The organism is Microbacterium sp. LWH3-1.2 (assembly GCF_040675855.1).
Classification (GTDB): domain Bacteria; phylum Actinomycetota; class Actinomycetes; order Actinomycetales; family Microbacteriaceae; genus Microbacterium.
The window spans coordinates 1,638,710-1,664,497 of sequence record NZ_JBEGIK010000001.1 but is presented as its reverse complement, the minus strand read 5'-3'; the positions used below and the strand labels follow the sequence as shown (position 1 = coordinate 1,664,497).

The following is a 25,788-nucleotide window of genomic DNA, read 5'->3' as shown; positions in this document are numbered from 1 at the left end:
GAAGCGCGACAAGTAGAGAATCGGCGACGCAAGCAGGCCGGCATCCACCAGCATCAGGATGTTTAGAATGCGCCCGGTGCGACCATTTCCATCGTCGAACGGGTGGATCGCTTCGAATTGGTAATGTGCGATCGCCATGCGGACGAGGGGGTCGACCTCGTCGGAGTTGTGGATGAAGTCCGCCCAATTAGCGAGCTTCTCCCGCACAATCGACTCGCCTTGCGGGGGTGTGTAGATCGCGCGGCGGGTAGTTGGGCTCGCGATGATCGTGCCCGGGAGCTTGCGCACGTCCATTTCGCGGCCCTGCACAATTGAGCAGATCTCAACAGCAGTGGTCACCGACAGTGGTCGGGAACGGACGCTGTCGAGCCCCGCGAACAGCGCGGTGCGATAGCGGAGGGTCTCCTTCGTCTCCGGCGCCGCAAGGTCGGACTCGTCTTGAGCGAACCGGAACAGTTCGTCGGTGGTCGTTACGATGTTCTCGATCTCGGAGCTCGCCTGCGCCTCCAGGATCGGGATTGCGTTCAGGAGCACTGCCGGGTTCGGCATCCGCCTCGCGGCCTGATCGAGCGCGGCAACCACCGAACGCGCTTCGATCGCGCGCTTGAGCACTGCCACTGTCTCCATGTCGGTCCCCGGTGGGAGTGGTGGTAGCTCGTTGTATGGGTCGTCTGGCCGCCAGGTCACGTGACAAGCGTATTGCCACGTTCGCTTAACATGTAAAAAGTTCGCTCTATTCTTTACACGTCCAGGGTATGGGTCAACTGTGGAGACCCGCCTGATGTGACCGCCGACGTCAAGCTCCGTTGCAACCGCCCTCGCATCGGCTGCGCCGGAGACGTTCCGCAGCCGCAGCGTGAGCTCCCCGTATTGCGGATCTGCGAAGCGATGCACAGCGCGAAGTTCGACGACATGGTCGGCGCTGCGCGTGAGCAGCGCCATCGCGCCGACATGGCCGACCGGCGCGGCTTGCGGCGGGTCGCCGATCATCGCGATCCCCGCGCCAGTCTGATCGAGGACACTTGCGAGAGCATCCGCGCTGCGCAGATCGACCATCCCCGGCTCGTCGACGACAACCCTGTCGCCCCTGCGCAGTGCGAAGCGCTGAGGCCCGAAGTAGCGCTGCCCTGTCGCCACGTCGATCTTCCCGATCCCCAGGCGCGACCATCGATGGCCGCCGGCCGCATCGTTCTCCCAGCGCCATCCGTAGTCCGCGAGGAGCGCATGCAGACTCGATGCCGTGACTCCGACCTCGCGCTCGGCGACGACCGCCGCCTTCTTGGTGGGCGCCACCAGAACACGGCCCTGCGTTGAAGGCGCAGCGCGTCGCGCGCGACACGGAGCCGGGTTGTCTTCCCCGACCCGGCGGGGCCAGTGATCGAGACGAGGCGACTCGATCCGGCGATGGCGGATGCCGCGGCCAGTTGCGCATCGTCGAGTACGCCGTGCTCCCCCGCGTGCCGACGCGCAAGCTCGCGCATCTGCTCTTGGTTCGGCAGCTCACCGGGCGCGGCGAGGGCCGCGTAGCGGTTGCCGACGCGGAGCTTCAGCAGGACCGTCTCCGAGGCCATGAGCGCCTTGATGTGCCGCGGCTTGCTGGTGTCGTCGGGCACGAGGTCGATGGTGTCGAGGACCGCCCGCTCGACCACGTCGTCGATGAGTTCATCGAGCACTGTGCGATCGGCGACCACCCCGCTGCGCGCGAGCGCTCGGAGCGCTCCTGCACGGACGTCCCACGGCGAGAACCGTCCACTGCTCGAGACCGATCGTGCGTCGGCATCCACGAGCGCCATCTGCGCGAGCAAATCACGGTCAAGGTCAGCGATCGACGTCGACTCAAGGCGCGCCGGATTGCGATGCCACAGCAAGAACGGGTCGATGACGCCGAGTTCGGCGCGCACCCGCTCCTTCCACTCCGCCTCGTCGAGGTGGGCGGGCTTGCCCGGTCTCCCTTGCGCCCAGGCGAGCGTGTCGATGTGATGCAGGTCGTCGGCGCCAGGCTCGCGACCCGGGTGCTCACTCCGCCATGGGCAGATCCGCGTGCCCGGCGCGGCCGGTCGGCCACGGTCCCGGCCGGAGCGGGTGATCGCAGACAAGGGATACCCGTCCAGGGCGAACCGCGCCTGGCTGCGCGAGCGAGGGATCGCGGCGACGATCCCCGAACGTGACGACCAGATCGACACCGCCGCAAGCGGAACGGCCGGCCGATCGACTTCGGCGACCAGCAGCGCGAACGCTACCGCGACCGCAACGTCGTCGAGCGATGCTTCAACAAGCTCAAGCAATGGCGAGGGATCGCCATGCGCTCAGACAAGACCGCACGCAACTACCACGCCGGGCTCTGCCTCGCCGCCACCCTCTACTGGCTCACCAGCAGCTCTAACAACACGTCCTAGTCGAAGCTGATGCCGGTGCGCTCGGCCGTGATCGCGATGAGCCGCTCCTGGTCGTCGCGGTCGAGAGATGCTGCCGACGGCGCGGCCCGCGTGAAACGGTCGAAGTAGCTCCCGCATCCTGCACTACGACCGGCATCCATCAGGTGGAGCACGGGTGCGGCACCCTTCGCGACTGAGATCGACATCGCGTTCGCGAGAGCCACCTGCGCTCTCGGGAAGTCACGACCGATCCGGGTCCGCACCATGCCCGGGTGCAGGGCGTTGATGGTGAACTCGGACCCGGAGCGGCGGTCGAACGCGAATACCGTCATCAGCGCGGCGAGCTTGCCGCGGCTGTACGCCATGAACGGGTCGTAGCCTCCGGCCGCTTCGAGGTCGGACCATTCGAGCCGCACGGGACCCGAGCCCATGAGCGGCGCGTGGTGGCCGGCGGAGTTGACAGACACGATCGTCGCGTCCGGCGCAAGGAAACTCCGCACGTGCGCGAGGAGCACGTACTGCGCGACATGGTGGACTGCGAAGTTCAGTTCGAAGCCGTCGGGCGTAAGAACTCGTCGACGCGGCATGACGCCTGCCGCGAGGACCAGGGTTTCGATCGGCCCCCGGCGTGCCAGCTCGGCGGTGATACGAATGGTCCCTTCGACCGTCGAGAGGTCACCGGCGACGAACGACGCGCCCGACGCCTCCCGTTCGAGGCGTTCGCCGCGACGTGCGTCGCGGCCGACCGCGATGATCCGGTCGGACTTCGACGCCGACTCGAGCACGACCTGACGGCCGATGCCGCTGGTCCCGCCTATGACGGCAAGCGTCCCGCTCATCGCGCGACGCGCGCCGAGAGACCGAAATTGCCGGCGATCACGCGATCGCCGAGCCGGTCGGGCAGGCGCGAGAGCATCGGCAGCACGTTCGCGCCGCGGCCGGCGTAGTACACGGTCTTCGGGCGGCGAGCAGTGATCGCCTCGACGAGCACCTTCGCGACGTCGTCGGGGTCGGCGAGCTTCTGGCCGGCGGATGCTTCGGCGACCGCCGTCAGCTGCCCCTGATACGCCCGGATCACCGGCGCCGGGAGGGTGCCGAGCGCGTCGGCCGCCGCGGCATCCGCCTTGCTGAAGACCGCGGTCGACGCGGCGGTCGGCTCGACGATCACGACGTCGCAGCCCCATGGCGCGAGCTCGACGCGCAGCGCGGTCGAGAGCGACTCGAGCGCGGCCTTACTCGCCGAGATCGGGCCGAGGTGCGGCACCGCGCGGCGCGCGGTCGGCGCGCTCACGTTCACGACGCGGGCAGCATCCTTCCTGATGCGCGGGCCGAACGCGCGGATGACGGATGCCGGCCCGTAGACGTTCACGCGGAACTGCCGCTCGAGCTCGCTCGGCGGCACGAGCTCGACCGGCCCCTGCACGATGATCCCCGCGTTGTTCACGACTGCACCGAGCTTCGCGCCGCCGAGCCGACGTTCCACCTCGGCGGCGGCGCGGGTGATCGACTCCTCGTCGAGCACATCGACGACGATCGGCACAACCCCGCTCACGCCGTCGAACGCCCGCGCATCCGCTGCCTTCCGCACGCCTGCGAAGACCGTGCGCCCGAGCCCCGCCAACCGCCGTGCCGCCGCGCTGCCGATGCCGCCCGCCGCGCCCGTGATGAAGACCGCTCCACCGTTCTTTGCCATGATCACTCCTCACCTGTTGTTAATGACATGTAACGCTCATCATGTCGTGATTGTCAAGTTGTAGGGTGAGGATGATGGGGAGAAGGGCGCAGGATGTCGTTGAAGCACGGGTTGCTCGGACTGCTCAGCGAGGCGCCCGCGAGCGGCTACGACCTGACGAAGCGATTCGAGGAGCTGCTCAGCGCGGTCTGGCCGGCGAAGCATCCGCAGATCTACCTCGAGCTCGGCCGACTGCATGCCGACGAGCTCATCGCCATCGACAGTGAGGGAGCGCGCTCGCGAAAGGTCTATCGCATCACCGATGCCGGCACCGCGGAGCTGCACCGCTGGCTCCTCTCGGAGCCCGACCACACCCTGCGTTCCGAGCCCCTCCTGCGCTCGTTCTTCTTCTGGCAGCTCACGCCGCCCGAGCTGCTCGGCGTCGCGACGGCCGAGGCCGAGTACTACCGCGGGGTGCGCGACGCCTATGCCCGCATGGCGAGCGCGAAGGATGCCGCCGGGCTCAGCGCCGACGGCCCCGGGCGGTCAGTGCGGGTGACGCTCGAAGCCGGAGTGCGGCTCTACTCGGCGCTCGCCGAGTGGGCCGAGTGGGTCAAGGCGACCGGCGGGAACGAGCGGGACGGCGCCATCGGCGGCGGCTGAGATGCCGCGAGCCCCCGCCCGCGGCATCCGCTCGATCCCGGCTTCGCCGTCAGCGGCGCAGCGCTGCGAAGAACACCTGCATGTCGCCGGCCCGCACCGAGGGCACCTCCAGTGCCGCGTAGTGACCGCCCTCCTCGAAGCTGCTCCAGTGCACGATGTTCGAGTTGTCGCGCTCGGCGAACACCTTGATCGTCTGGAAGTCGTCCTTGAACACCGCCACCCCGGTGGGTGCAGCGTTGACCTCGAGCTCCGCCTGGGCCCGGGCGTTCTCGAGGTAGCTGCGGCTCATGCCGGCGGCGGCATTCACGAACCAGTTGACTGGGGTTTAGACGATATGGGTTGGGCTCGCTCTTGAGGCTGGGGCCTCGATTCGCGTAGACGTGGGTTGCCAGCCGGTCGACTGGCCTTTCCGACAAGCGAATGTGGAGGCCCCAGTTGTTGATTGAGCGTACGAGCGTCGGGCTCGATGTGCACGCGCGGAGCATTGTTGGCTGCGCGATCGATGAGCAGACCGGCGAGATTGTGCATCGCCGGTTCGGGTACGACCCTGCCGAGGCGATCGCGTGGGTGAAGGACCTGCCCGGCCCTCAGAACGTGGTTTACGAGGCCGGTCCGACGGGGTTCGAGTTGGAGTACTGCCTACGAGTGCTGCAGCAGCGACTGCCACCGCGAACCGAACCGTGCCGCGCATAGTCTCAGCATCGCCACTGAACGCGGCCGCGACATGACGAGCACCTGAACATGCCCCGCTGCGCACCCGGCGGAGCGTGCTCAGACTCCGCCCGCCGCGTCGTTGGGTGAACCGTTGAAGGACCGCCGTAAGTGCGCCAACGGCGCAGCGGGCGTCCGCGCCGTCAATATGCTGAGCAACGTGAGATTTCACAGCGCAGGCCGACTGTTAGTCGCATCAGCCGCCGCGACTCTCATACTCACTGGATGTGAGGGGCAACCTCGGGGAGTCTCGATTCCGCCCGGGTCAGAAGACCTCCCACCCTGCCCGGTCACTCAGATTCCGATCGGTGAACTGTCCAATGTCGGCGAGCCCGGCTGCGACCTCACCGGGACCTCGCTGACGTTCGCCGACGACACGTTGAACTTCGCTGTTGGCCAGCCAACTGCCGATGGCAGTACGCCGAGCCTGACCGTTCCTGCGGTCGGAGCTGTACTCAGCCAGGGCGACGGTGATGGACGCGAGCTGCTGATCGTCAATTGGGGGGTACCGGGCGTCGGCGTAGCCGCCATCGAAGACCAGCGCCTCGTCGCTATCTGGGCAACCAGCGACTGGGCGTTGGACCTCCAACATCAACAGCTGGCGGTCGAGAACATCGACTCGGACTGACTCGTCCCCCAGAGGTCGACAAGGACAAGGCACCCGCGGCAAGCGTAGCTACGAGGGATCCCCTCTCGATCGCGGTCACTGCGTGTCGGGCCGAGTGCGGGGCCCGGAAGTTCTAGAGAGTTTCGGGAGAAGATGTCCCGGTGACATCGTCGACCCGGCAGCCATCGCACCGCGGCCGCGGCATCCTGATCCTCGCCTTCACGGTGTATCTCGCGCTCCTCGCCTGGGTGGTGCTGTGGAAGCTCGAGGTGCCATGGATCGGCGATGCCGCAGGCATGGCCAGGCCGTTCAAGCTTGTCCCGTTCGTGCCGAGCGGAGACGCCGGCGCGAGCACGCCCGTCGAGATGCTGATCAACCTCATCCTCTTCGTGCCCTTCGGGCTGTTCGTCGGCGCGCTCGCACCGACCTGGCCCTGGTGGAAGACCGGCGCCGCCGCGCTGACCACCAGCCTCGCGCTGGAAACGATGCAGCATCTCATCTCGACGGGCAGCTTCGACACCACCGACCTCATCGTCAACACCGCCGGCGGCCTCATCGGCTGGGCCATATTCGTCGCCGTGCGCCGCGCAGCGGGTGAACGCGCGCCGGTCGTGATGTCACGCCTATGCATTGCTGTGTCGGCGCTCACCGTCATCGCCGTCATCGCGTTCGTCGCGTCTCCCCTTGCCTACGGGCCGCAGCGCGACGTCGTCGTGGAACGGTCAGGTCCGACGCCGTAGCGGCGCAGGTTCGAGTTCACCGCCGACGTCGATCCATGCGAGGACGATTCGCGAGCGCTGAAGGACCAACGTGCGGGCGGCAAGATGGGTGGGTGCCGTCGTCCTTCACCCTTGTAACGGAAACGGCGATCCCGGCACCGGCTCTGTTCGACTTGTCGCTCGATATCGACGCGCACCTGTCGTCGATGTCTCAGACGGGCGAGCGTGCGGTGGCCGGCGTGACGACCGGACGGATCGGTCTTGGGGACACGGTCACCTGGCGAGCGAGACACTTTGGGATCTGGTGGACGCTGACCTCGAAGATCACCGTCCTTGATCGGCCGACGCACTTCGTGGATCAGCAGGTACGCGGACCCTTCAAGTCGTTCATTCACGAACACAGATTCGAACAGCTCGACGATCGGTCCCGTATGACCGATCTCATCACGGTCGCGTCGCCGATCTTTGGTTCGCTCGCCGAGCGACTCGTGCTCGTTCCGTACCTGCGTCGACTCATCGCCAAGCGCAACGCACACCTGGTCACCGCGCTCAGTCGAGTGGGCGAGCCGCGCGCTGAGCCACCGGCAATCGCACGGCCAGGGTCCGGCGGCTTGAGACCAGGCCGGGCACTCCACAGATCCGCACAGGAACAAGAACCCCAGCAAAGCCCTCCTGCTTGCTCTGCGCGCAACCCAGCCCCTACGCTCGCGCCATGCGCCGCATCTCCGCTTTCCTTCTCGCCCTGCTCGTCGTCGGGGCGGCGTTAGTGGGATGCTCCCCAGCGACCTCGCCTGCCATCTTCGACCGAGACCGGACCGCCGAAGATGAGCTTCCGGCAGGCCTCACCGCCGAGGTGAACGCGGACACGAGCCGGTACGTCGGTGAGGATTCGGCGGGCAATCGCTTCTGGGTGGTGCAGACCGCCGAGCTGAACGGGACGTGCATCATCCTCGTTGACGTCGACACTGACGCGCCCTGGTCGGGCTGCGGTGGCCCACCGATTGCGCTGACAATAGAAAGCGGGCTGAGGGTAGAGCTCGCGGACTACCCGGACCAGCTGTCAGAGAGCAACGCCGAGCTGATCGGCGACACGCTCCTCGTCGGCAGCCCACGCTAGACCGCCTGATCATCTCAACTGCGGCTCAACCAGCCGCCCGCAGTCGGCGCGGGTCACGCCGACGTCGCGTTGAGGGACCGCTAAGAGAACACGGGAGATAGGAACCGACGTTCGTAGCGACGGATGCACCCGGTCGTGCGCGCGAGCTCGAACGCCTCCTGACATTGGGGATCCGTCTTCGAGGCAATCCGGTAGACCTCGTAGTCGGCCAGCGACGGAAATGTGAACAGCGCAAACGCCTCGTCGCTGTCGCCCTCGCTCGGCATGAAGTAGCCGTGGTGCTGGCCACCGAGTTTCTTGACAAGTCGGATCCACGCGCGGCCGTACTCGATGAAGTCGTCGAGCTTGTCGGGATCGATCTCGTAGCGGAGATGAACAGTGATCATTGAGAGCCTCCGGGGTCAGTTGCTCGTGAGTCTCGCCGACGCGAGGACGGCGCGACGACAATCGCGCACCCGCGCACGAAGCGTGGCGGGCAAGCGTGGAAACTTGGCAGACCGCAGCGCAGAGTGGGACCGCGCACGCAGTGCGACGGCGTTTGCGCGCAGGCCGGAGCCGGTCGGGAACACTGGGTACGTGAAAGAGCTCACTCCCCCGCAACTCTTCGTTGTGGTCGCGCTCTTTCGCCCGGTCGGCATCGGAACGAGCTTTGACCGTCGCCAGTGGCCGGCGCACGTCACGCTCGCGTCAAACTTCGTAGTCACGGAGCACGGCGACAGACTCGCCCGCGCGGTGAGTGAAGCATGTGCTGCCTACAGACCGCTATCGGTTCGCTTCGCAGCCGTACCATGTTCGGTCGCGATGAGACTGTCCCTGCAGCTCGTGGACTCCGCCGACCTACCCGAGATGCATGAGCGCCTCGCCGATGTCCTGGAAGTCATGCCCGGTTTTGTCGCAACCGACCCCGATTACTGGCGTGCCGGGTACCGTCCTCACATGACCCAGGTGCCGACCGTCACCGTCCGCGACGGCGACATCAAGCAGATGGCGTACATTGCTGTCGCCGCGCTGAATGAGAACACAACCGTCACCACAGCTCTCGCCCTTTCGCACGAGTCCGAGGGCGCGTGAACGCTTGGCACTCGCGATTGGGTGATCGCTGGAACGCGGAGACCAAGGGCCGTTCAAGGACCGGTCTATGTGCCATGAAGGGACAGCGGCGGCTTCTATGCTCGGCTCATGATTCAGTCCGGCCGAGCGTCGCTGGTTGTGGTTTCCAGCGAGACGGATCCCGCTGTCATATCGGAGATGCTTGCGCTCACGCCGACCAGGGTCGAGCACAAGGGCACGGTGGCCCGCTCCGGTCGCGTCCGCGAGAACCACGTCTGGTCGCTCGACGTCGACTCACTCGACAACACCGGCGACGACCAAACCGGTACGCGAGCCCTAAGAGCGCTTCTCATGCGCAGCGATCCGGCGTTCGGGCGGGTCACGGACTTGCCGACGGACTGCGATGCCCGGATCTGGTGGTCGCTCGATTCAGACTCGACGCAAGGCGGGTTCTTTCTCCCAGCGGACTTGGCCGACAGTATCTCGGCGCTCGGTGTCGACATTTACGCAACGGTCTACCTGGATGAAGGTGAAGAGTGATCCGAGGGGGTATACGGCGCGCGTTGGCCGACCGTCAAACGCTTTGGCCAGTCACCGAGGCAGATCGGTTGCCGGGGCGTAGGGAAGAATCTTCGCGTGACACAACTCGGCGGGCCCTCGAACGAGGCTGACGATCGTTCGCGGATCACGGAGCTGAAGGCGCGTCTGACCGAAGATCCCGACGACGAGGAAGCGCGGCGTGAACTGGTCGAGAACTATCGTGCGCGTCGTCACCTCGATCAGGCCGGACGCTACGGCATCGCCATTGACGGGCTCCCCACAGTGAGCGAGCTTCGCGCGTACGGCGCCATGCTTCGCGGCATAGGCGCCGACGACGACCGCATGCGAGTGCTGAGCCGACTTCCCGAAGGAACCTCGATCTCACCCCAGACAAGAGACGCGCTTGATGGAAAGACCGGCGGTGAAGGGTTCCTCGAGTATGCACTTCCAGTGGTGTGGATGCTCGTCGTCTTCGCGATCCTGGCGGCGTTGTTTGTAACCTTCTTCAGCGCGCTGTCCGGCTCGCGAGACGTCCACGGCGTGGCAGTCACGTGCACTCTCGTGGTGGTTATCTGCGCTGGCCTCGCCTCTGCCCTCACGGCCACGTGGGCCGCTGTGCGCAAGTCCTGGCGCTCATTCATGATCTGGGGGCTGATCGCTGCCACGCTGCTGATCGTCACCTTCGTGCTCGTACTCAGCTAGCAAACCCGGTACCCGGTCGCTAGCGGACCCCCTTATGTCGGCAGTGTCGGGATGAGACCCTACGTCTGTGGAGAGCATCGAATGGTGGCCGTCGTTGGACGCGGCGACCAGGGACTGGCTGATCACGCACAACGGCGAGGCGCTGCCCACCGAGGTGCTCAGCCGGGTTGTTGCAGCCGGCGGGATCGTAACGTCGAACGCTTGGTGGGTCGGCGAAGAAGGACCCGACGGCTTCTTCCTCTCCGACGAGGCCGTGGACTGGATCGAAGCTGTCGGGAACGCCGAAGAGCCGTAACGCGTGCGCAGAAGGACCGGCGCACGGACGTCGATCAAGGCTGCCGTGGCAGTGCTGATGCCCCCGCGCGGATGGCCGCTGCGGCGAGTAGTCCGGCGGCGGGCAATGTGTTGATGCTTAGCCCTGGCTGCAGGAGGGTCGCGAGGACGAGTCCGAACGCAGCGGCGAATGAAAGGATCGCTGCGAGACGGCCGCGGAGGAAGAGGGCGACCATGGCGACCGTGAGGCTGACGCCGATGGCGACGGCGGCCGGTCCGACCGCGTGCAGCCAGTACTGCTCGCCCGGCATCGGTCGCGTAGATGTCGTCGACGAACTCAGCGGACCCGTAGCGACTGAAGCTGAGGATCCATCCGGCCGACAGGGCCGCCAGAACTATGAGAACGAGGCGTGCCGCTCGCTCGCGACGGACCAGGCCGGCGGTCAGGGACCCGAGGAGGACCGCGAGAAGCCACATCGCGCCGAGCACGACCGCGACACCGAGATAACCCACACTGTCGATGCATGTACAGGTGTCGGCGCCCTCCGAGCCGGGCTGTCCCATGCTGCACCTGATGTGTAGTAGCTCACGAACGAGCCAGAGCGCCGTGGAACCGAGGAAGAGCGCGACCACTCCGCTGCAGAGGATCACCCCGACAGCAAGACTGCGCGCACCCTTAGGCGCCGCGCCGCGGTGCGCTGTCGCAACCGGCGTACTCGTGACATCGAAACTGAAGTGACGCTAGCAACCTGCCCGGCCAGGGCGCGTAATCGAGCGAGCGTTCGCATTGCCCGAGCAAGTGGACCCTCCGGTGGTCGATGTCGCGGAGCGCCGCATCGACGCTGGACGCACCTCGGCGGTCCCGCACACGTTCGACGCGCTCAGGAGGACCGGCATCCGCTCCCTGCTGGGGCGGTCGCCTCAGGGTGATTCGAAGTCCGGTCGCACTTCGGCGATTGCGTCGAGCTCTGCCTGCATCCGCGCGTGGAGGTGTCGTCCGTGATCGATCCACCCATCTGGCACAGGATCGGTTTCCGCTCTCGCCTGCCAAGCGGCGTTCCAGGCATAGAGATCGCCGATTAGGTCATTGCTCAGCGGCAGGTCGTCAGCGTCGAGTGCGTATTCCTCACTGAAGGATTCCCAGAACGGCCACTCCCGCCCCCAATCCGGAAAGAGACGGATGACCCGCCGTCCGTCCGGGAGGGTAAGCGGCAGTCTCCTGCGGCTTCGGTGTGCGAGCAGGCGGTCTTGCATCTCCGCGCGCATTTGCCACTCGCGAGGCGAGTGCGGCGGCGAGTTGTAGTCGCCCCCGACCAGCCAGATCAAGCCGCGGCCGCGAGTGGAATCATCGACGACGAGCAACCTCGCCGACAAGAACCCGCGCGTACAGGTCATCGGAAGGCGAAAACACCGCACCCTCAAGTTCACGTCGGACGACCCTCGCTCCTACGGCAAGGTCAGTAGCGAGTTGTTCGTCAACACAGGGTTGGACTTCTTGCTGAGACCGGGACTCGACTCCCGCTTCTCGTTCTACGACGTCGTGCAAACTGACGCGCTCGACGCTGCCGTGAATGACATGGTTAACTCCGGCAAGGTTGCCGAAGGTATCGCATAACACCCAGCGGCTTACCGAACGCATTCCGGCTCGACGCGCGCGCAGGCGGACCGGCTCGCGGACACCGCGATCGGCCGACTCGTCGGCGGGAACCGGAGACTTACCCACTCGCCAGGCGGGCAACTTGGACCACGACCATGATCACGCCGACAACTACTGCCGGCACGAATGCCCAACGCATATTGCGCCCGGTGTACATGGAATCCGCGATCCGGGGGCCGAAGAGTCCCGCTCCGGCGTTATGCATGACGCGCGTGATCGGATGGATGAAGACGAGTCCAGTGACACCGACAGCGCAGAACACCAGTCCTACAACGAGTGCTGCCCAGGGCGATCCCGTTTCCTCCACCCGCCGATCATGTCAAGGGAACGGCCAGAGCCGACCGGGCTCGCACATCCCCGGTAGGACCGTTCTCCGCACTTGAGTTAGCGGTTCATGGCTCTTGAGTGAGCGGTTCATGACGTTGTCCACAGCAGTCATCGCGCGCCGCCTGCGGGGCGCTACTGTGCCCCCATGGGTGCATGGAGTGCAGAGCCGTTCGGCAACGACACCGCGGCCGACTGGGCCTGGGAACTGGACGAGGCAGAGAATTGGGATCTTGTCCTTGACGCGTTCACTGGTGTCCTCGAAGAGGAACCGGCAACGATCGACGCGGATGTAGCGAGTATCGCGATCGCAGCGGCCGAGGTCGTCGCGCACGCCAGCGGCAGCCCCACTCAGTCCGACGTCTATACGGAGAGCGTCACCGCGTTCGTGAAGCGCCTTCCGGATCCGCCACACGGCATCGTGTCGGTCGCCCTGAGCGCACTCGACATCGCTGCATCGCCGCAAGGCGAGCTCGCTGCGCTGTGGAGTGACGGCGGATCCGACGACTGGACGACCGCAATCGCGCGAGTCCGCGAGAGTCTCTCCGCCGCCCGATAGCGCACCCCACGTCGCGCACTGAGTAAGGTCATTTCGTGCCCAACGTGACATTGATCCGATCGAATGACTTGGCTGCGACTCCCGGCTATGCATACGCCTCCGTCATCCCGGCTCGGGCCAGCGTCGTTCACCTCGCGGGCGCATGCCCGCTTGACGCTGACGGCACGATCGTGCCGGTCGGCGACTTCGCCGGTCAGGCGACGAAGTGCATCGAGAACATGTTGGTCGCATTGGACGCCGCGGGCGCCACGATCTCCGACATTGCGTACACTCGCGTGCTCGTCGCATCCTCTAAGAACGACGATCTCGGGATGGTGTGGGCCGTCGTGCGAGATGCCTTCGCCGGCCATGAAGTGCCGAGCACATTGTTCGGCGTCGCCGCACTCGGCTTCGAGAACCAGCTCGTAGAGATCGAGGCAGTCGCGGGCATCGCCGAGTAGCAGCGCGACCGCTCGCCGAAGGACCGGCTTGCGGACTCGCGCGCGGTGAGCCGTGAACACGAACCATAAGATCCAGGAGTGATCGGCAAACACGACAGGCAGGAGACAGACGAGCAAATGGAGCTCGGCGTTCGCGCCATCCAAGTCTCGCGAGCCCGGTACCAACGAGTTGCCGTCGCCACTGGTCGTTTGGAAGGCGAGCAGTGCGTTCCTCCATGGCAGTGAGCAGGTGATGCGGGCGCTGAGCGATGTTCGCCAGATGAACGATTTCACCGACGGAGTTGCGTCGTTCGAGATCACGCCCAGCACTCAAATGCTGGCAGTTTCAATCAGCACGTGTGTGGCCCTCATCGAGCAGCTCGACGAGCGATACGCGCATCTAGCCAGAAACGACTACGCGGGGCGTCTCGTAAGCGATAGCGCCCGCGAGTAGCACCGCCGCGGGGGCGAACCGCGCGACTAGCGGGCGGATCGCCTTGGTCACCCGCATACAGGCTCGGTCGAGCGCGAGCTTCGCAACATGTCTAGCTGGCGGACCCCCGAACGAGTGCCCTCGGCGCCTGGCGCCGACCTGTTTCTGATCCCTGCCGCGGTGATCGACGACGAGTGCTTGGACGTCGTCATCATGCGTCCGAGCGGCAGTTTCGGTTGGGCGCAGATCGGGACCCGCCTCACGCTTCAATACGCTGCTCGCCGCTCCCCGCTGACGCGGCGGCGGCTCTCACGAGCCCCTGATCTTCACGCGCTCGCCTATGTCCGAGGCCGACCATTGGAAGGGCACTTCGAAGCTCCCCACGTCGTCGAACTCGATGGCGACAGCTTCCGTCACGTCACTCGGGTGCGGATCACCGTCCGGCCGGGCGCGCTGCGGGTCCGAAGCGTCGCCCCGTGATCTGATCCTCGCCCGCCAACCGGGCGTTGCGCACTACGCCTTGGTGCGCCGGGCCCGCTGGCGGATGATCCCGAAGATGAGGGTGCCGACGAAAAGCACGATTCCGATGATGGCCAGCCAGAACAAGCCCTCGAACGCGAACCCTACGATCGACAGCACGACCCATATCACCAGCAAGATGAGAAGAACTGTCCACATGTTCGTCACGGTACGCGCCATTGCCGACGAAGAACAGATCACCACCCGGGGCCTTGTAGGCAGCGGTGTACGATCGCGGCAAGGGCACCCGGACCCAGCGCCCGCTCATTCCGATGCGAACGGCGGGGAGCGATGTCGATGACAGCCGGCAAGGAGCCAGAAGGCGATGCGTTCTCGCTCGCCGCCGCCGCGCTCACCGCGGTGGGAAGCGATGATCTGTGCTCGCCGCTGCGAGCGGCCGTCGCGATGGCGGGCGCGGTGATCTCCACCCTCGGTTCGCCGATGGGATCGCAGACGGTGTGTGCCAGCACCACGCTCGGAGCCCGGATCGACGAGATCCAGATCGACTTGGGTGAGGGTCCGTCGTGGGAGGCCCTGCGTACCCGGCGCCCGGTCGCGGCAGCCGATCTCCAGGTCGACGGCGGAGCGCTGTGGCCGGGCGCGTGGGCGGCCCTCCGAGAGCTCGATCTGGGGTCGCTCTACGCCTTCCCGCTGTTCGTCGGGACGGTGGGCATCGGGTCGATCGCTCTCTATTCGACCGCCGCCCGCGAGTTGTCCGTCGCCGACATCACCGGGCTGAGCAAGCTCGCGGTGATCGTCTCCGGCACGCTCCTGCGCCGAGCGTTGGGCCGCCTCGATGTGACCGATGATGAAACGGCCGACGAGCCGTACTCGCGGCGGGAGGTGCACCAGGCGACGGGCATGGTCGCGGCCAGGAACGGAATCGACGTGGACGACGCCCTCATGCTCCTGCGCGGGCACGCCTACGCGACGGGCCGCCCCGTGCGCGACGTCGCCGCCGCGGTGATCGCCCGCAGCCTGGACCTCGGCCCGTGACAGGACACCGCCTAGGATGACGGCATGACGGTGCCGACCCGTGAGCATCAGCTGCTGGGAACCTTCGTCACGCTGGCGGACTCTCTCGTCGACGACTTCGATGTCGTCGACCTTCTCCAGCGACTCGTCGACGACTGCATCTCGCTGTTCGACGCGTCCGCGGCCGGCATCCTTCTGCTGAGCCCGTCGAATCAGCTCGAGGTGATCGTCTCCACCAGCGAGCGAAGCGAACTCGTCGAGCTGATGCAGCTGAGAGTCGGTGCCGGCCCCTGCGTGGAGGCGGCGACGACCGGCGAAGTCGTCTCGGTGGACGACATCGACCAGATCGCGGACCGTTGGCCGGCGTTCGCGGCCGATGCCCGCGCCTCCGGGTTCCTGTCGATTCACGCCATTCCGCTGCGACTGCGGGACTCGACGCTGGGATCGCTGAACCTGTTGCGGGAGGAACCGGGAGCGCTCAACGCAGCAGATGCCGCCGCGGCGCAGGCCCTGGCTGACATCGCCACCATCAGCATCCTGCAGCAGCGCCTGGCAGAGGAGTCGGAGCTCACCCAGGCTCAGCTCCAGCGCGCGCTCGACAGCCGGGTGGTGATCGAGCAGGCCAAGGGATACCTCGCCCAGCGACAGAACATCGACATGGACGAGGCGTTCGCGCGGATCCGGAGCCGCGCCCGCTCCACCCAGACCCGCATCGGTGTCGTCGCGGCCGACGTCATCGCCGGGCGACTGGTCCTCTGACCACGCCGGAGCTGCGCCGGTTGCCGGTCCGGCTAAAGGGTCTGCCGCTGCTGGAGCAGCGGACACTCGAAGGGATCGCGCTCGCCGAGCCCCACCCTGTTGATGTAGCGGACGACGATCCCGTAGGACTGCCAGAGACCCGTCTGGGTATAAGGCACGCCATGCTCCCGGCAAAATGCGCTGATCATCCCCGACGCCTGCCGGAGGTGCGGTCGGGGCATCGAGGGGAACAGGTGATGCTCGATCTGGTAGTTGAGCCCTCCCATTGCCGTGTCCAGCAGCCGGTTGCCACGGATATTCCGGCTCATCAGCACCTGCCGACGGAGGAAATCCACCTTCACGTCGGCCGGGACAAGCGGCATCCCCTTGTGGTTCGGAGCGAACGCCATGCCCATGTAGACGCCGAACACACCGAGCTGAACCCCGAGGAACGCGAACGCGATCCCCGGCGACAGCACCAGGAACACGAGCACGAGGAACCCGATGATCCGCGCCGCGAGGAACGCGATCTCGATCGGACGGCGACGCAACGGTTCCCGCGAGAACACACGACGCACGCTCGATGCGTGCAGCGAGAGGCCCTCCAGCAGCAGGATCGGGAAGAACAACACCCCCTGGTGCGCGATCAGCCAACGCAGTGGTCCACTGCGACTCGCGCGCCGACGGTCCGCCTGCTCCGGAGTGAACGCGATGACGGGCAGTTCGATGTCGGGATCGCTGCCGATCTTGTTCGGGTTGGCATGATGCCGCGTGTGTTTGTGCTGCCACCAGCCGTAACTCATTCCCACGAGGAGATTACCGATCACCAGCGTGGTCCAGTCGTTCCACCGACCCGAGCGGAAGATCTGCCGGTGGGCAGCGTCATGACCGAGCATGGCAACCTGCGTGAGAACGACGGCCAGCACGGCCGCCGTCACCAGCTGCCACCAGGTGTCGCCGATGAGGATGAAACCGGTGATCACGCCCGCGATCACGATCGGGGCCGCGACGAGCTTCGTCCAGTAATAGCCGTAACGACGACGCATGAGACCGCTTCCGGTCACCAGCTGCGACAACTCCGTGTAGTGATTCGGCGTCTTCGGCGTCGTGGATCGCACCGACGATGCGATCGATCCCGAAGGGATGACGGCCATCTCATGCCCCCTGCCACATGAAGCGCGCACAGATCGTGTCGCATCAATGACGGGGTCCGGGCCATCTGCTCTCAGAGTATCCCCGTAACCCCGCGCGCGCACCGGGGGCACGGCGAACGCACAGGCAGGTCACCGCGTGGGAAGGCTACGGAACCAGGTGCGCGAGGAGCTCATCGACCTCGATGGAGCACACTCCGATGCGGGAGTCCGCGATGCCGATCGGGATCCAGACCACGTCGTCCACGATGAGCCCGCCGCACGAGTACACGACGTTCGGCACGTAGCCGTCGCGGCGTTCGTCGAACGGCTGCAGGATCGGATTCGCCGTCCGTCCGAGGACGATGGTCGGATCCTCGAGGTCGAGCAGCAATGCTCCCAGGGAGTACCGTCGCATCGGACCCACGCCGTGCACCAGGACGACCCACCCCTGCGGGGTCTCGAGCGGCGGGCCGCAGTTGCCGGTCTGGACGATCTCCCAGGGCTCCCCGGGGGTATGGACGTTTCCGACGTGGTCCCAGATCACGCCGTCGCCGGACTCTGCGAGCGAGATGCTCTCGCCTCCGGTTCGGCTCAGCGCGAGGTACCTGCCGCCCACGGGGCGCGGGAACAGCGCCATCCCCTTGTCCTGAGCGGCGTCTCCGGTCAGCCGGTGGATCTCGAACTCGCGCAGATCCTGGGTGACGATCAGACGCGGTGCGATGTCGCGACCGTCGTACGCGGTGTACGTCCCGCGGTAGTGAGTGGCACCGGCGAGGTCGGTGAATCGCACGAAACGCGCGTCCTCCATTCCATGCCGTTCCTCTGCCGCCACGGGGGTGAGGACCCGCTGGCTGAGGGCGGTCTCTGGGGAGAACACCGCGCGATAGACGGAATTCGTCAGGTCGCGCAACGCCTCGATATGCCGACCGCTGTCCGCCCGCCTCGACAGCGCGCTCGGCAGGGCGGCCACCGACGCCTCGACCTCCGACGCGGTGAACCGCTCGGGAAGCCCTTGCAGCACGCTGTGCGAGATCTCGTTGATGATCCCCTCGTCCTCCAGCGCAGCACGGAAGTGCACGATGCTCCAGTCCCCTTCTTCGATCCGCGCTCGCCACAGCGGCAGCTGCCGCTCTGCGAACGTCCAGCACAGGCCCGGGCCGATGATCGCCTCGGCGAATTCGATGGAGGAGCGATGTCCCTCTCCGATGGAGCGGAGGGCGATGGCCACGCGCAGCTGTCCGGGCGCCAATCCCGTCTGGTCGGGGTGCTCCACGGCGCTGGGGTTGCACAGCGCCGCGCCCTCGACCGCATACTCCGACGTGAAGCTGGCGCCGAGCACCAGGCGTCGAGCGTCGCTGATGTCGACCGGATCGGCAAGACGAGAACTCACGACGTCGGCGTTGTCCCGGAACAGACCGCGGATGTCGGGATGCCGCGAACCGAAGTCGCGGGTGAGCGCCGCCGCGAGCACGTCGGCCCGCTCGTCAGGTATCGCCATCACGCGCGCGATGATCTCGGCCGCGCGGGAATGGTGGGCGGACCATTCCTCGCCCGGAAGGAACAGCTGCGCGATCACCCGGTCCGGCTGTGCCAAGAGTTCCGCCGCGTGCATCCGGGCGGTCATCCCGTGTTCACTTCACTGTGGCGGTACGCCTGCTGGTAGGTGCTCAGCGCGGCCAACGTCGATTCGGCGCCGCGGTTCTCGTTCCGGCCGTCGCGTTCGAGGCCGTCGAAGCCGGCTCCCGTCAGCTCGTCGAACATGGCGGTCCCGGTGTCATTGAGACCGGTGAACCAGCGCCACGCGAGTGAGATCGGGGCCAGCCACGCCGTGTCTGCGGTAACCGCGTACGCGCGTGCACACGCGTCCGCGAGTGCGGCGAGCTCGATGGGCTGCTGATCGAACAGCGGTCCCGACTCGCCGGGCCCGCGCCCTCCCGTCCCGGTTACGGACAATCGGTCGTCCGACGTCTCCACGGAAAGCAGGAACTCGAGCATCCGCAGACCCCGCGCTGCGGCATCCGCATCACCGAGAACATGCCCGGCGGCGATCAGCGCTTCTGCGATGGAGGCGTTCCCATAGGCGAGGCGCGGCTCGGGCCAGAGCCAGGTGCGATCCGTCGGCGCAGGCACCGCGGCGACGAACTCCCGCAGGAGAGTCCGGGCAATGTGGTCATCCGAACGCACGCGCACGATCTCCGCAGCTCCCAGCGCCGCGAAGGCGAGAGTCCGCAGGCTCGTCGACCGCTCGCGGGCTGCGATGCGGAAAGTGCGCAACGCGCGAGCTCGGGTCCAAGGATCGCCTCGCTGGACGGCGATCGTGCCGAGCGCCCACAGCAGCCGTCCCCACCAGTCGCCCATGGCCGGCTCGTCGGACCACTCCCCGGCGGCGCTCATGCGATTGTGCGCGAGCCCGTCCGAGCGCACGGCCGACTCGAGGAAGCGCAGATAGATCGAGGCCATCTTCCGGAGTTCGGCGGTCTGCTGCCGCTCACGGGCGACCACGATCAGCGCTCGCGCCACGTCGTCGACGCAGTAGCCGTGGTCCGGGCGTGGCGCGTCGAGGAGGGCGTGCTCGAAGATGCCGTTGTGATCCGTCAGCACGCGCAGGTGCTCGTACGGCGGAGAAGGGTCCATCATGCTGCCCGCGCCGCGACGAGCCTCGCAGTGAGCGCACGGTAGCGATCGGCGACCGCCGACCACGTCGTCTCGTGCGTCTCGCGGAGGGCGGCCTCGCGCATGCTATCGGCAACGGACGACCCCGTGATGATCTCGCGAAGCGCCCGGGCCATGGCGTCAGGGTCCTGATGGGCGACGACCGTCCCGGCTCCGCTCGACAACAGCTCCACCGCATGCGGGAACCCGGTGGCGACCACGGGAACGCCGGCGGCCACGGCCTCGGCAAGGACGCCGGAGGTCGCCTGGTCGACCGAGTCGTACGGCAGAAGCACGACATCGGCCGAAGCGATGAGGGCGGCGAGCTGCGACATGTCGAGGTAGCGACCGTCGATGCGGACGGATGCCTCGATGCCCAGCTCGACGGCGAGTGCGGCGAGCATCGTGCGGTAGCTCTCGCCCGCATGTGTGAGCACCTTGGGGTGCGTCTGCCCGGCGACGATGTACTCGACGTGCGGGTCGAGGTCGGTGAGCTGTGCCATGGCGCGGATGCCCCATTCGATGCCCTTGCCCGGTGAGAGCAGCCCCCACGTGAGGACGCGGCGGCCGCTGTGCGGCTCGGACCCGCTGAGAGCCACGTGCTGCACACCGTGCGGGATGACGTGGACGCGACCGAGATCGACCGCGTAGTGCGCGGCGAGGTTGTCGCGTGCGTGGGCGGTCATCACGACGACGACCGCGGCGAGGCGGCAGACTTCCGTGAGCACTTCCCGTTGGTGCGGCGTCGGTGCGACCAGGACGGTGTGGAGCACGACGATGGTCGGTGTCCGCGTCGCGGCGAGCACCTCGACGATCTGATCGCCATCGTCTCCGCCGTAGATCCCGTACTCGTGCTGCACGATCACGACATCGCACGCGTTGAGCGCCATGGTCGCCCGCATCATGCTGAGCCTGTCGTCCGCGATCAGATCGGTGCGCACCCGCGACCGCGCGCGGGGGTCCGGACGGCCACGATCCTCGGGGCGGTCGAGAACGCGCACGATCGTGCCGTCCTCGTCACCGTCGAGGACGAGGGCGTCGGAGAGGGACTCGGTGAAAGTGGCCAGGCCGCAGCGGGTCGGCGGAAACGTGCTGAGGAATCCGTAGTGGGTCATGGTGACGCTCTCTGATGATGCCCGGGCGGAATCGCTCCGGGCTTTGGCGAGACGTCTGCCAACGGCATCCCTCGTGGAACTGCGCCCTCATCGCCGCAGTCCGGTTCACGTCCGAGTCACGACCCGGACGCTGTAGTCGTCACGGTACACGCCCGACCTGGACGTCGGCCCGGGGATCAGCGACGCCGCACAGTCTCGTACACGCGCAGGTACTCGTCGACCATCCGCTCCACGCCGAATCGCATGACGGCGAGATCGTGCACGCGACGACGGTTCAGCGACAGGACGGCGGGGAGCGCCGAGACGGCCTCCTCGATCGAGGCCACAGTGCTGCCGGTCGCGCCCTCGTCGATGACTTCTGCCATGGACCCCCGGCGATACGCGAGAACGGGCGTGCCGCACATCATGGACTCCACCACCGAGAGTCCGAACGGCTCGTCGAAATCGATCGGATGAAGCAGCGCCACCGCCTGCCCGAGGACGCGCGCACGTTCCTCAGCCCCGACAGCGCCGAGGAACACGACTTGCTCCCCGTCGATGTGGGGTTCCACCTCGCGGCGGAAGTAGTCGGGGTCGTGGATGAGACCGCAGATCACGAGGCGCCGGCCGGCGCGCCGCGCGATCTCCACCGCGGCCGCGGTGCCTTTGTCGGGGTGGATCCGCCCGAACGACACCAGGTAGTCGTCCGGTTCGGTGACGCAGGGAAGCTCTGTGGCGTCGATCCCGTGGTGGATCGTCGCGAGATACTCCAGACCGGGGGAGCGATCGGAGTCGGAGATCGAGACGAACGCCGAGGTCGAGGAGACGTACGCGGGCAGGATCGCCGGGCCCGAGAAGCCGTGGATCGTCGTGATCATCGGCGCGCGCCACTGGGCGCTGAACGCGAGAGGGAGCCAGTCGAGCTGGTTGTGCACGAGGTCGAACTCGCCCGAGCGCTCGATGGCGTGGGCGACGTGAAGCGCTTCCCACACGCGGCCGTCCATCGACGGGTCTTCGGCGTAACCGTGCGGCGTCACGGCATCGAGCTCGGCGCCGGTGATCGAGTCGCCGGTCGCGAACAGCGTCACGTCCACCCCACGGCGCACGAGACCCTCCGTGAGCAGGCTCGTCACGCGCTCCCATGGCCCATAGCCCAGCGGGGGCGTCCGCCAGGCGATGGGACCGAGCATCGCGACCTTCACCCGAGCGCTCGCCGGGCTCGCCTCACTCGCTCGGGGCGTCGGGATGCGACGGCTCGAAGACGACCGACTCGGCCAGCGTCGCGACGGCGGCCGCCCGTTCGTGCTCGTGTCCGGCCGCTGCCTCGAACGTGACCGCAGCGGCGTCCCGTCGGGCGCGCAGGTTGTGGCTGACGGCGGCGAGCCTCTCGGAGAGGAGTCCGGCCAGGCCGTCGCGCAGTCCCTCCAGATTGGTGTTCGCGATCTCGAGTCTGCGATCCGAGACCGTCAGCACGACCGCGGGGTATCCTGCATCCGACAGGAACCGACGTGTGTCGCCATCGAGGATCTGCTTGATCTCTTCGGGCTCGGGGCGTCGTGTGAAGACCGCCTCGACCGTGTATGTGTCCGGGGCGTCATCCGTGAGCAGCGTCGCCGGCAACGAGCCGACGAGTACCGATCTGAGCCCCAGCAGCGCGACGTCGCTGCCGTTGGTCTGTGTCTGTATATTCATGATCGGACGTTACGCCCCCATTCTGTGTGGCTCACAGATTGGCCTGTCCGGCTCAGTCCTCGGACGGCGCAGGTGTCGCGGCCGGTTCGGGCGGCGGGGTGACGGGAGCCGCCGGTTCACGCTGCCACGAGCGCCGGCGTTGGATCTCGAGCAACCGTGCTAGTTCCGCAGGGACAGGAACTCCCCGGGCCAGCAACTCCTGGGCCGGAAGGTGCACACTGAAGGCGTCACGGGACCCGGCGTTTCGCCTTGCCGCCCGGCTGACGAAAAGAACGTGTGAGTCGCAGCCCGGCGACTGCTCGTGAACGGTCAACGCACCGACCACCGCAGCCCCACGACTTCCACGGTGGATTCAGACGCGGGCTGCCGTGCTGAGCGCCGACGAGATCACCGAGCTCAGCCGTGTAGCGGCGGTAGTCCGAGAATCTGCCCACTTCGAACGACCCGGGCGCCAAGCTGCCCGAGAGGTCCACAGCAGTTCGCTGAGAACCGCTATCACGCAAACTCGTCGGGGGTGAAGGAACGCGGTTACGCCGTGGGCTTGCCTGGTCGGCCGGTGCCGACACCTTGGCGGCCTCAGCGGGCGAACGCGGCCGGGAGGACGACCCGGTCGATGGTCGTGATCATGAAGTCGCGGTCGACGGGCTCGCGCAGCATCAGTGTGCGGTAGGCGACCATCGCCGGGCCGATCAGGCACAGCGCCTCGATGTCCACATCCGAAGCGATCTCACCGCGGTCGATGGCGCGGCGGAAAAGGATGCGATTAGCCGCGGCTCGTGGCTCGATGATCGCCTCGCGCGCTGCGGCAGCGAGTTCGGGGTCGCGGGCGATCATCGAAACGATCCCGGCCATGACCTGGAGTTTGCGCTGGCTCTCCTGGATGGTCGGCGAGCGCACCATCGCCACGAGGTCTCCGCGAAGTGTTCCGGTGTCGGGCAGCGACTCGAGATCGAGATCCTTCGCCTTCATGCAGGCAACCGCGTCGAGCACGAGCTCAGGCTTTGACGCCCACCGTCGGTAGACCGTCGCTTTGCCGGCTTTGGCACGGGCTGCCACCATGTCGATCGTCATGCCGTCGTACCCGGTCTCTGCCAGCACCTCGATGGTGGCATCCAGAATCTCGGCATCACGCGTGTGATCCCGCTTGCGTCCGAGGCGGGGCTTGGCCTCGAGGTCGACCTGCGTCATCGCGGTTCGCCTCCTTCGCGTTCCGATCCGCACTCAACATTACCGCCGGGTAAATTCCTGAACCGAGTTGATCCGGAACTCCATAGTTCCGTATAGTCTCGCTCCATGACTTCCACCCCCGTCACCACGACCAGCGGACGACGCTGGCTCACCCTCGCCGTGGTCGGGCTTGCCCAACTCATGGTCGTGCTCGATGCCACCGTCGTGAACATCGCGCTCCCGTCGGCGCAGGCCGACCTCGGCTTCACCGACGGCCAGCGCCAATGGATCATCACGGCCTACTCCCTCGCGTTCGGCAGCCTGCTGCTGCTCGGCGGTCGCTTGTCCGACCTCATCGGCCGCAAGCGCACGTTCATCATCGGGCTGATCGGTTTCGCCATTGCATCGGCCTTCGGCGGCGCAGCGGGCACGTTCGAACTGCTGGTTGCCGCGCGCGCCATACAGGGTGCGTTCGCCGCTCTTCTCGCCCCCACGGCGCTGGCCGTGCTTACCACGACCTTCGTGATCCCCAAGGAGCGAGCCCGCGCATTCGGTGTCTTTGGCGCGATCGCCGGCGCGGGCGGCGCGATCGGGCTTCTGCTCGGCGGCATCCTCACCGAGGCCTTCAACTGGCGCTGGAACCTCTACATCAACGTCTTCATCGCCGCCGCAGCGCTGATCGGCGCCCTGATCTACATCCCGTTCATCGCGCGCACCGGCCCCCGGCCGAAGCTCGACGTTCCGGGCACCCTCCTCGTCTCGGGCGGGCTCTTCGGCCTGGTTTTCGGCTTCTCGAACGCCGAGACCGACGGCTGGGACTCACCTCTGACGTGGGGCATGCTCGCAACCGCCGTGGTCCTGCTGGGAGCCTTCGTGCTCTGGCAGCGCCGGGCGAAGCATCCATTGCTTCCCCTCGCGATCGTCCTCGACCGCAACCGCGGCGCAGCCTTTCTCTCGGTGATGATCGCGGGCGCGGGGATGTTCGGCATCTTCCTCTTCGTCACCTACTACATGCAGCTGACCCTGGGTTACTCGCCGATCCAGGCGGGACTCGCCTTCCTTCCCATGATCGGGATGCTGGTGCTCGCCGCGCAGCTGGGCACGAACATCTTCGTGCCGAGGTTCGGCCCGAAGGTGCTGGTGCCGTCGGGCATGATCCTGGGCGTGATCGGGATGATCTGGCTCACGTTCCTCGACGCTTCGAGCGCGTATGCGGCGAACGTGATGCCGCCGCTCATGGTGATCGGCTTCGCCATGGGCACGATCATGCCGGCATCGATGCAGACTGCGACGCTGGGTGTGAACCGCGAGTTCGCTGGTGTGGCCTCGGCGACGGTCAACACGAGCCAGCAGGTCGGCGGGTCGATCGGTACCTCATTGCTGAACACGCTCGCGGCCACCGCCGCGGCGGACTATCTCGCTTCGCACACTCCCCTGACACCCGAAGTCGGTGTGGATGCCGCGCTCGCAAGCTACGCGACGGCGTACTGGTGGGGTGCAGCCTTCTTCGCCGCGGGGGCGGTCATGTCGGCACTGTTGTTCCGTCGACGCGGCGACGGAATCTCGCTATCGCACGACCGGCAACCCGCAACTGGCGCGGACGCGAAGGCGGAGCCTGTCATCGCACACTGAAAGAGCGGACTGCCTCGCCGCAGCCCACACCAGCATCGTCGAGGACTCAATCGGTCGAGACCATCCGAGCAGATACAGGGGCAGTCTGAGCGCAACGCCTATAGCGGGCAAGAGGATCGTCACGCAACGCCGTGCCTCGCTGGACAGCATCGCGGTTGTCCATCTGTCTGTCGTAGACCTCATCGGTCGCGTCCGGGCCGTCAGTGGTCGCGTGCCCACCGCTGAGGGTCAAGCCCGGGTTCTGGCCGGACCCTGGATCGAGTTGGCGCGTCGCGCCATGATGGTGGCATGCCCGGGGAGGATCCCGTGCGACGTGGGAACGCCGCCCTCGCAGTCGGGGACTGGGCGTCGGCAAGGGAGTGCTT

30 protein-coding genes and 2 pseudogenes are annotated in these 25,788 nt (G+C 66.8%); 17 read left to right on the top strand and 15 right to left on the bottom strand.

Features of this window, described 5'->3' with window-relative positions:
- Positions 1–60: 60 nt before the first annotated feature.
- Positions 61–1,481 (bottom strand): annotated as a pseudogene (locus tag MRBLWH3_RS07710) (AAA family ATPase); the annotation flags it as partial.
- Between MRBLWH3_RS07710 and MRBLWH3_RS07705 the strand changes: the two are divergent.
- A complete protein-coding gene (locus MRBLWH3_RS07705; protein ID WP_363435637.1) occupies positions 1,425–2,168 on the top strand; it encodes a hypothetical protein in 744 nt (247 codons plus the stop codon). The pseudogene MRBLWH3_RS07710 and the gene MRBLWH3_RS07705 overlap by 57 nt on opposite strands.
- Positions 2,169–2,392: 224 nt before the next feature.
- On the opposite strand, the gene MRBLWH3_RS07695 is transcribed toward MRBLWH3_RS07705, so the two are convergent.
- On the bottom strand, positions 2,393–3,214 hold the full coding sequence (locus MRBLWH3_RS07695; protein ID WP_363430222.1) for an SDR family NAD(P)-dependent oxidoreductase: 822 nt from the start codon (positions 3,212–3,214) through the stop codon (positions 2,393–2,395).
- A complete protein-coding gene (locus MRBLWH3_RS07690; protein ID WP_363430219.1) occupies positions 3,211–4,068 on the bottom strand; it encodes an SDR family NAD(P)-dependent oxidoreductase in 858 nt (285 codons plus the stop codon). The genes MRBLWH3_RS07695 and MRBLWH3_RS07690 overlap by 4 nt, the downstream gene beginning before the upstream one ends.
- Before the next feature lie 93 nt (positions 4,069–4,161).
- Between MRBLWH3_RS07690 and MRBLWH3_RS07685 the strand changes: the two genes are divergently transcribed.
- Positions 4,162–4,710: a PadR family transcriptional regulator gene (locus MRBLWH3_RS07685; protein WP_363430217.1), complete on the top strand. Its 549-nt coding sequence runs from the start codon at positions 4,162–4,164 to the stop codon at positions 4,708–4,710.
- 49 nt (positions 4,711–4,759) lie between these two features.
- On the opposite strand, the gene MRBLWH3_RS07680 is transcribed toward MRBLWH3_RS07685, so the two are convergent.
- The gene (locus tag MRBLWH3_RS07680) at positions 4,760–5,017 is read right to left on the bottom strand and encodes a hypothetical protein (protein WP_363430215.1); all 258 of its coding nucleotides are present in this window, start codon (positions 5,015–5,017) and stop codon (positions 4,760–4,762) included.
- A 131-nt stretch (positions 5,018–5,148) separates the two neighbouring features.
- Here MRBLWH3_RS07680 and MRBLWH3_RS18450 point away from each other — a divergent pair.
- The 4 genes and pseudogenes from MRBLWH3_RS18450 to MRBLWH3_RS07665 form a co-directional block, all read left to right on the top strand.
- Positions 5,149–5,340 (top strand): annotated as a pseudogene (locus MRBLWH3_RS18450) (IS110 family transposase); the annotation flags it as partial.
- A 175-nt stretch (positions 5,341–5,515) separates the two neighbouring features.
- Positions 5,516–6,049 (top strand): hypothetical protein, encoded by a 534-nt coding sequence (locus MRBLWH3_RS07675; RefSeq protein ID WP_363430213.1) that lies wholly within the window; start codon positions 5,516–5,518, stop codon positions 6,047–6,049.
- A 140-nt stretch (positions 6,050–6,189) separates the two neighbouring features.
- Positions 6,190–6,768 carry a VanZ family protein gene (locus tag MRBLWH3_RS07670; protein ID WP_363430211.1) on the top strand — a complete coding sequence of 193 codons (579 nt, stop codon included), beginning with the start codon at positions 6,190–6,192 and terminating at the stop codon, positions 6,766–6,768.
- 691 nt (positions 6,769–7,459) lie between these two features.
- Positions 7,460–7,864, top strand: a complete 405-nt coding sequence (locus MRBLWH3_RS07665; RefSeq protein WP_363430209.1) for a hypothetical protein — start codon at positions 7,460–7,462, stop codon at positions 7,862–7,864.
- 80 nt (positions 7,865–7,944) lie between these two features.
- Here the strand turns inward: MRBLWH3_RS07665 and MRBLWH3_RS07660 are convergent, their stop codons facing one another.
- Positions 7,945–8,250 (bottom strand): NIPSNAP family protein, encoded by a 306-nt coding sequence (locus tag MRBLWH3_RS07660; protein WP_363430207.1) that lies wholly within the window; start codon positions 8,248–8,250, stop codon positions 7,945–7,947.
- A 190-nt stretch (positions 8,251–8,440) separates the two neighbouring features.
- Between MRBLWH3_RS07660 and MRBLWH3_RS07655 the strand changes: the two genes are divergently transcribed.
- The 4 genes from MRBLWH3_RS07655 to MRBLWH3_RS07640 all read left to right on the top strand — a co-directional run bounded on the left by MRBLWH3_RS07655 (position 8,441) and on the right by MRBLWH3_RS07640 (position 10,451).
- Positions 8,441–8,935 (top strand): 2'-5' RNA ligase family protein, encoded by a 495-nt coding sequence (locus MRBLWH3_RS07655; protein WP_363430205.1) that lies wholly within the window; start codon positions 8,441–8,443, stop codon positions 8,933–8,935.
- A 108-nt stretch (positions 8,936–9,043) separates the two neighbouring features.
- Positions 9,044–9,454, top strand: a complete 411-nt coding sequence (locus tag MRBLWH3_RS07650) for a DUF4279 domain-containing protein (RefSeq protein ID WP_363430203.1) — start codon at positions 9,044–9,046, stop codon at positions 9,452–9,454.
- 96 nt (positions 9,455–9,550) lie between these two features.
- Complete coding sequence (locus MRBLWH3_RS07645; protein ID WP_363430201.1) at positions 9,551–10,156, top strand: hypothetical protein; 606 nt, start codon at positions 9,551–9,553, stop codon at positions 10,154–10,156.
- A gap of 67 nt (positions 10,157–10,223) precedes the next feature.
- A complete protein-coding gene (locus MRBLWH3_RS07640; RefSeq protein ID WP_363430199.1) occupies positions 10,224–10,451 on the top strand; it encodes a hypothetical protein in 228 nt (75 codons plus the stop codon).
- Positions 10,452–10,485: 34 nt separating this feature from the next.
- Here MRBLWH3_RS07640 and MRBLWH3_RS07635 read toward each other — a convergent pair whose 3' ends face one another.
- Positions 10,486–10,740: a hypothetical protein gene (locus MRBLWH3_RS07635; protein WP_363430197.1), complete on the bottom strand. Its 255-nt coding sequence runs from the start codon at positions 10,738–10,740 to the stop codon at positions 10,486–10,488.
- A 610-nt stretch (positions 10,741–11,350) separates the two neighbouring features.
- Positions 11,351–11,755: a hypothetical protein gene (locus tag MRBLWH3_RS07630; RefSeq protein ID WP_363430195.1), complete on the bottom strand. Its 405-nt coding sequence runs from the start codon at positions 11,753–11,755 to the stop codon at positions 11,351–11,353.
- A gap of 13 nt (positions 11,756–11,768) precedes the next feature.
- Between MRBLWH3_RS07630 and MRBLWH3_RS07625 the strand changes: the two genes are divergently transcribed.
- From MRBLWH3_RS07625 to MRBLWH3_RS07610, 4 genes are all read left to right on the top strand, one after another.
- The gene (locus MRBLWH3_RS07625) at positions 11,769–12,044 is read left to right on the top strand and encodes a hypothetical protein (RefSeq protein WP_363430193.1); all 276 of its coding nucleotides are present in this window, start codon (positions 11,769–11,771) and stop codon (positions 12,042–12,044) included.
- 514 nt (positions 12,045–12,558) lie between these two features.
- Complete coding sequence (locus tag MRBLWH3_RS07620) at positions 12,559–12,969, top strand: DUF4259 domain-containing protein (RefSeq protein WP_363430191.1); 411 nt, start codon at positions 12,559–12,561, stop codon at positions 12,967–12,969.
- A 68-nt stretch (positions 12,970–13,037) separates the two neighbouring features.
- Entirely contained in the window at positions 13,038–13,409 is a 372-nt protein-coding gene (locus MRBLWH3_RS07615) for a RidA family protein (protein WP_414685315.1), read from the top strand.
- Positions 13,410–14,001: 592 nt separating this feature from the next.
- Positions 14,002–14,301 carry a hypothetical protein gene (locus MRBLWH3_RS07610; protein WP_363430187.1) on the top strand — a complete coding sequence of 100 codons (300 nt, stop codon included), beginning with the start codon at positions 14,002–14,004 and terminating at the stop codon, positions 14,299–14,301.
- 33 nt (positions 14,302–14,334) lie between these two features.
- Here MRBLWH3_RS07610 and MRBLWH3_RS07605 read toward each other — a convergent pair whose 3' ends face one another.
- Positions 14,335–14,499: a hypothetical protein gene (locus MRBLWH3_RS07605; RefSeq protein ID WP_363430185.1), complete on the bottom strand. Its 165-nt coding sequence runs from the start codon at positions 14,497–14,499 to the stop codon at positions 14,335–14,337.
- 138 nt (positions 14,500–14,637) lie between these two features.
- On the opposite strand from MRBLWH3_RS07605, the gene MRBLWH3_RS07600 reads away from it, so the two are divergent.
- Positions 14,638–15,336 (top strand): GAF and ANTAR domain-containing protein, encoded by a 699-nt coding sequence (locus tag MRBLWH3_RS07600; RefSeq protein ID WP_363430183.1) that lies wholly within the window; start codon positions 14,638–14,640, stop codon positions 15,334–15,336.
- A 24-nt stretch (positions 15,337–15,360) separates the two neighbouring features.
- Entirely contained in the window at positions 15,361–16,074 is a 714-nt protein-coding gene (locus tag MRBLWH3_RS07595; RefSeq protein ID WP_363430181.1) for a GAF and ANTAR domain-containing protein, read from the top strand.
- Positions 16,075–16,106: 32 nt separating this feature from the next.
- Here MRBLWH3_RS07595 and MRBLWH3_RS07590 read toward each other — a convergent pair whose 3' ends face one another.
- From MRBLWH3_RS07590 to MRBLWH3_RS07560, 7 genes are all read right to left on the bottom strand, one after another.
- Positions 16,107–17,207 carry a fatty acid desaturase family protein gene (locus tag MRBLWH3_RS07590; protein ID WP_363430179.1) on the bottom strand — a complete coding sequence of 367 codons (1,101 nt, stop codon included), beginning with the start codon at positions 17,205–17,207 and terminating at the stop codon, positions 16,107–16,109.
- Between the two features lie 145 nt (positions 17,208–17,352).
- Positions 17,353–18,810, bottom strand: coding sequence for a glycosylase (locus MRBLWH3_RS07585; protein WP_363430177.1), 1,458 nt, complete (start codon positions 18,808–18,810; stop codon positions 17,353–17,355).
- Complete coding sequence (locus MRBLWH3_RS07580; protein ID WP_363430175.1) at positions 18,807–19,823, bottom strand: glycosyltransferase; 1,017 nt, start codon at positions 19,821–19,823, stop codon at positions 18,807–18,809. The genes MRBLWH3_RS07585 and MRBLWH3_RS07580 overlap by 4 nt, the downstream gene beginning before the upstream one ends.
- The gene (locus MRBLWH3_RS07575) at positions 19,820–20,953 is read right to left on the bottom strand and encodes a glycosyltransferase (RefSeq protein WP_363430173.1); all 1,134 of its coding nucleotides are present in this window, start codon (positions 20,951–20,953) and stop codon (positions 19,820–19,822) included. Before MRBLWH3_RS07575 ends, MRBLWH3_RS07580 begins: the two co-directional genes overlap by 4 nt.
- A gap of 176 nt (positions 20,954–21,129) precedes the next feature.
- On the bottom strand, positions 21,130–22,122 hold the full coding sequence (locus tag MRBLWH3_RS07570; protein ID WP_363430171.1) for a glycosyltransferase family 4 protein: 993 nt from the start codon (positions 22,120–22,122) through the stop codon (positions 21,130–21,132).
- A gap of 34 nt (positions 22,123–22,156) precedes the next feature.
- On the bottom strand, positions 22,157–22,624 hold the full coding sequence (locus MRBLWH3_RS07565) for a hypothetical protein (protein WP_363430169.1): 468 nt from the start codon (positions 22,622–22,624) through the stop codon (positions 22,157–22,159).
- A 576-nt stretch (positions 22,625–23,200) separates the two neighbouring features.
- On the bottom strand, positions 23,201–23,812 hold the full coding sequence (locus MRBLWH3_RS07560) for a TetR/AcrR family transcriptional regulator (RefSeq protein ID WP_363430167.1): 612 nt from the start codon (positions 23,810–23,812) through the stop codon (positions 23,201–23,203).
- A 105-nt stretch (positions 23,813–23,917) separates the two neighbouring features.
- On the opposite strand from MRBLWH3_RS07560, the gene MRBLWH3_RS07555 reads away from it, so the two are divergent.
- A complete protein-coding gene (locus MRBLWH3_RS07555) occupies positions 23,918–25,423 on the top strand; it encodes an MFS transporter (RefSeq protein WP_363430165.1) in 1,506 nt (501 codons plus the stop codon).
- The last annotated feature ends 365 nt before the right edge of the window (positions 25,424–25,788 follow it).

Excerpts from the sequence above, each read along its gene's own strand:
- MRBLWH3_RS07695 (WP_363430222.1), bottom strand. The coding sequence starts at position 3,214 with ATGAGCGGGACGCTTGCCGTCATAGGCGGGACCAGCGGCATCGGCCGT.
- MRBLWH3_RS07690 (WP_363430219.1), bottom strand. The coding sequence starts at position 4,068 with ATGGCAAAGAACGGTGGAGCGGTCTTCATCACGGGCGCGGCGGGCGGC.
- MRBLWH3_RS07685 (WP_363430217.1), top strand. The coding sequence starts at position 4,162 with ATGTCGTTGAAGCACGGGTTGCTCGGACTGCTCAGCGAGGCGCCCGCG.
- MRBLWH3_RS07665 (WP_363430209.1), top strand. The coding sequence starts at position 7,460 with ATGCGCCGCATCTCCGCTTTCCTTCTCGCCCTGCTCGTCGTCGGGGCG.
- MRBLWH3_RS07660 (WP_363430207.1), bottom strand. The coding sequence starts at position 8,250 with ATGATCACTGTTCATCTCCGCTACGAGATCGATCCCGACAAGCTCGAC.
- MRBLWH3_RS07650 (WP_363430203.1), top strand. The coding sequence starts at position 9,044 with ATGATTCAGTCCGGCCGAGCGTCGCTGGTTGTGGTTTCCAGCGAGACG.
- MRBLWH3_RS07635 (WP_363430197.1), bottom strand. The coding sequence starts at position 10,740 with ATGCCGGGCGAGCAGTACTGGCTGCACGCGGTCGGACCGGCCGCCGTC.
- MRBLWH3_RS07620 (WP_363430191.1), top strand. The coding sequence starts at position 12,559 with ATGGGTGCATGGAGTGCAGAGCCGTTCGGCAACGACACCGCGGCCGAC.
- MRBLWH3_RS07605 (WP_363430185.1), bottom strand. The coding sequence starts at position 14,499 with ATGTGGACAGTTCTTCTCATCTTGCTGGTGATATGGGTCGTGCTGTCG.
- MRBLWH3_RS07600 (WP_363430183.1), top strand. The coding sequence starts at position 14,638 with ATGACAGCCGGCAAGGAGCCAGAAGGCGATGCGTTCTCGCTCGCCGCC.
- MRBLWH3_RS07595 (WP_363430181.1), top strand. The coding sequence starts at position 15,361 with ATGACGGTGCCGACCCGTGAGCATCAGCTGCTGGGAACCTTCGTCACG.
- MRBLWH3_RS07590 (WP_363430179.1), bottom strand. The coding sequence starts at position 17,207 with ATGGCCGTCATCCCTTCGGGATCGATCGCATCGTCGGTGCGATCCACG.
- MRBLWH3_RS07585 (WP_363430177.1), bottom strand. The coding sequence starts at position 18,810 with ATGACCGCCCGGATGCACGCGGCGGAACTCTTGGCACAGCCGGACCGG.
- MRBLWH3_RS07580 (WP_363430175.1), bottom strand. The coding sequence starts at position 19,823 with ATGATGGACCCTTCTCCGCCGTACGAGCACCTGCGCGTGCTGACGGAT.
- MRBLWH3_RS07575 (WP_363430173.1), bottom strand. The coding sequence starts at position 20,953 with ATGACCCACTACGGATTCCTCAGCACGTTTCCGCCGACCCGCTGCGGC.
- MRBLWH3_RS07570 (WP_363430171.1), bottom strand. The coding sequence starts at position 22,122 with ATGCTCGGTCCCATCGCCTGGCGGACGCCCCCGCTGGGCTATGGGCCA.
- MRBLWH3_RS07565 (WP_363430169.1), bottom strand. The coding sequence starts at position 22,624 with ATGAATATACAGACACAGACCAACGGCAGCGACGTCGCGCTGCTGGGG.
- MRBLWH3_RS07560 (WP_363430167.1), bottom strand. The coding sequence starts at position 23,812 with ATGACGCAGGTCGACCTCGAGGCCAAGCCCCGCCTCGGACGCAAGCGG.
- MRBLWH3_RS07555 (WP_363430165.1), top strand. The coding sequence starts at position 23,918 with ATGACTTCCACCCCCGTCACCACGACCAGCGGACGACGCTGGCTCACC.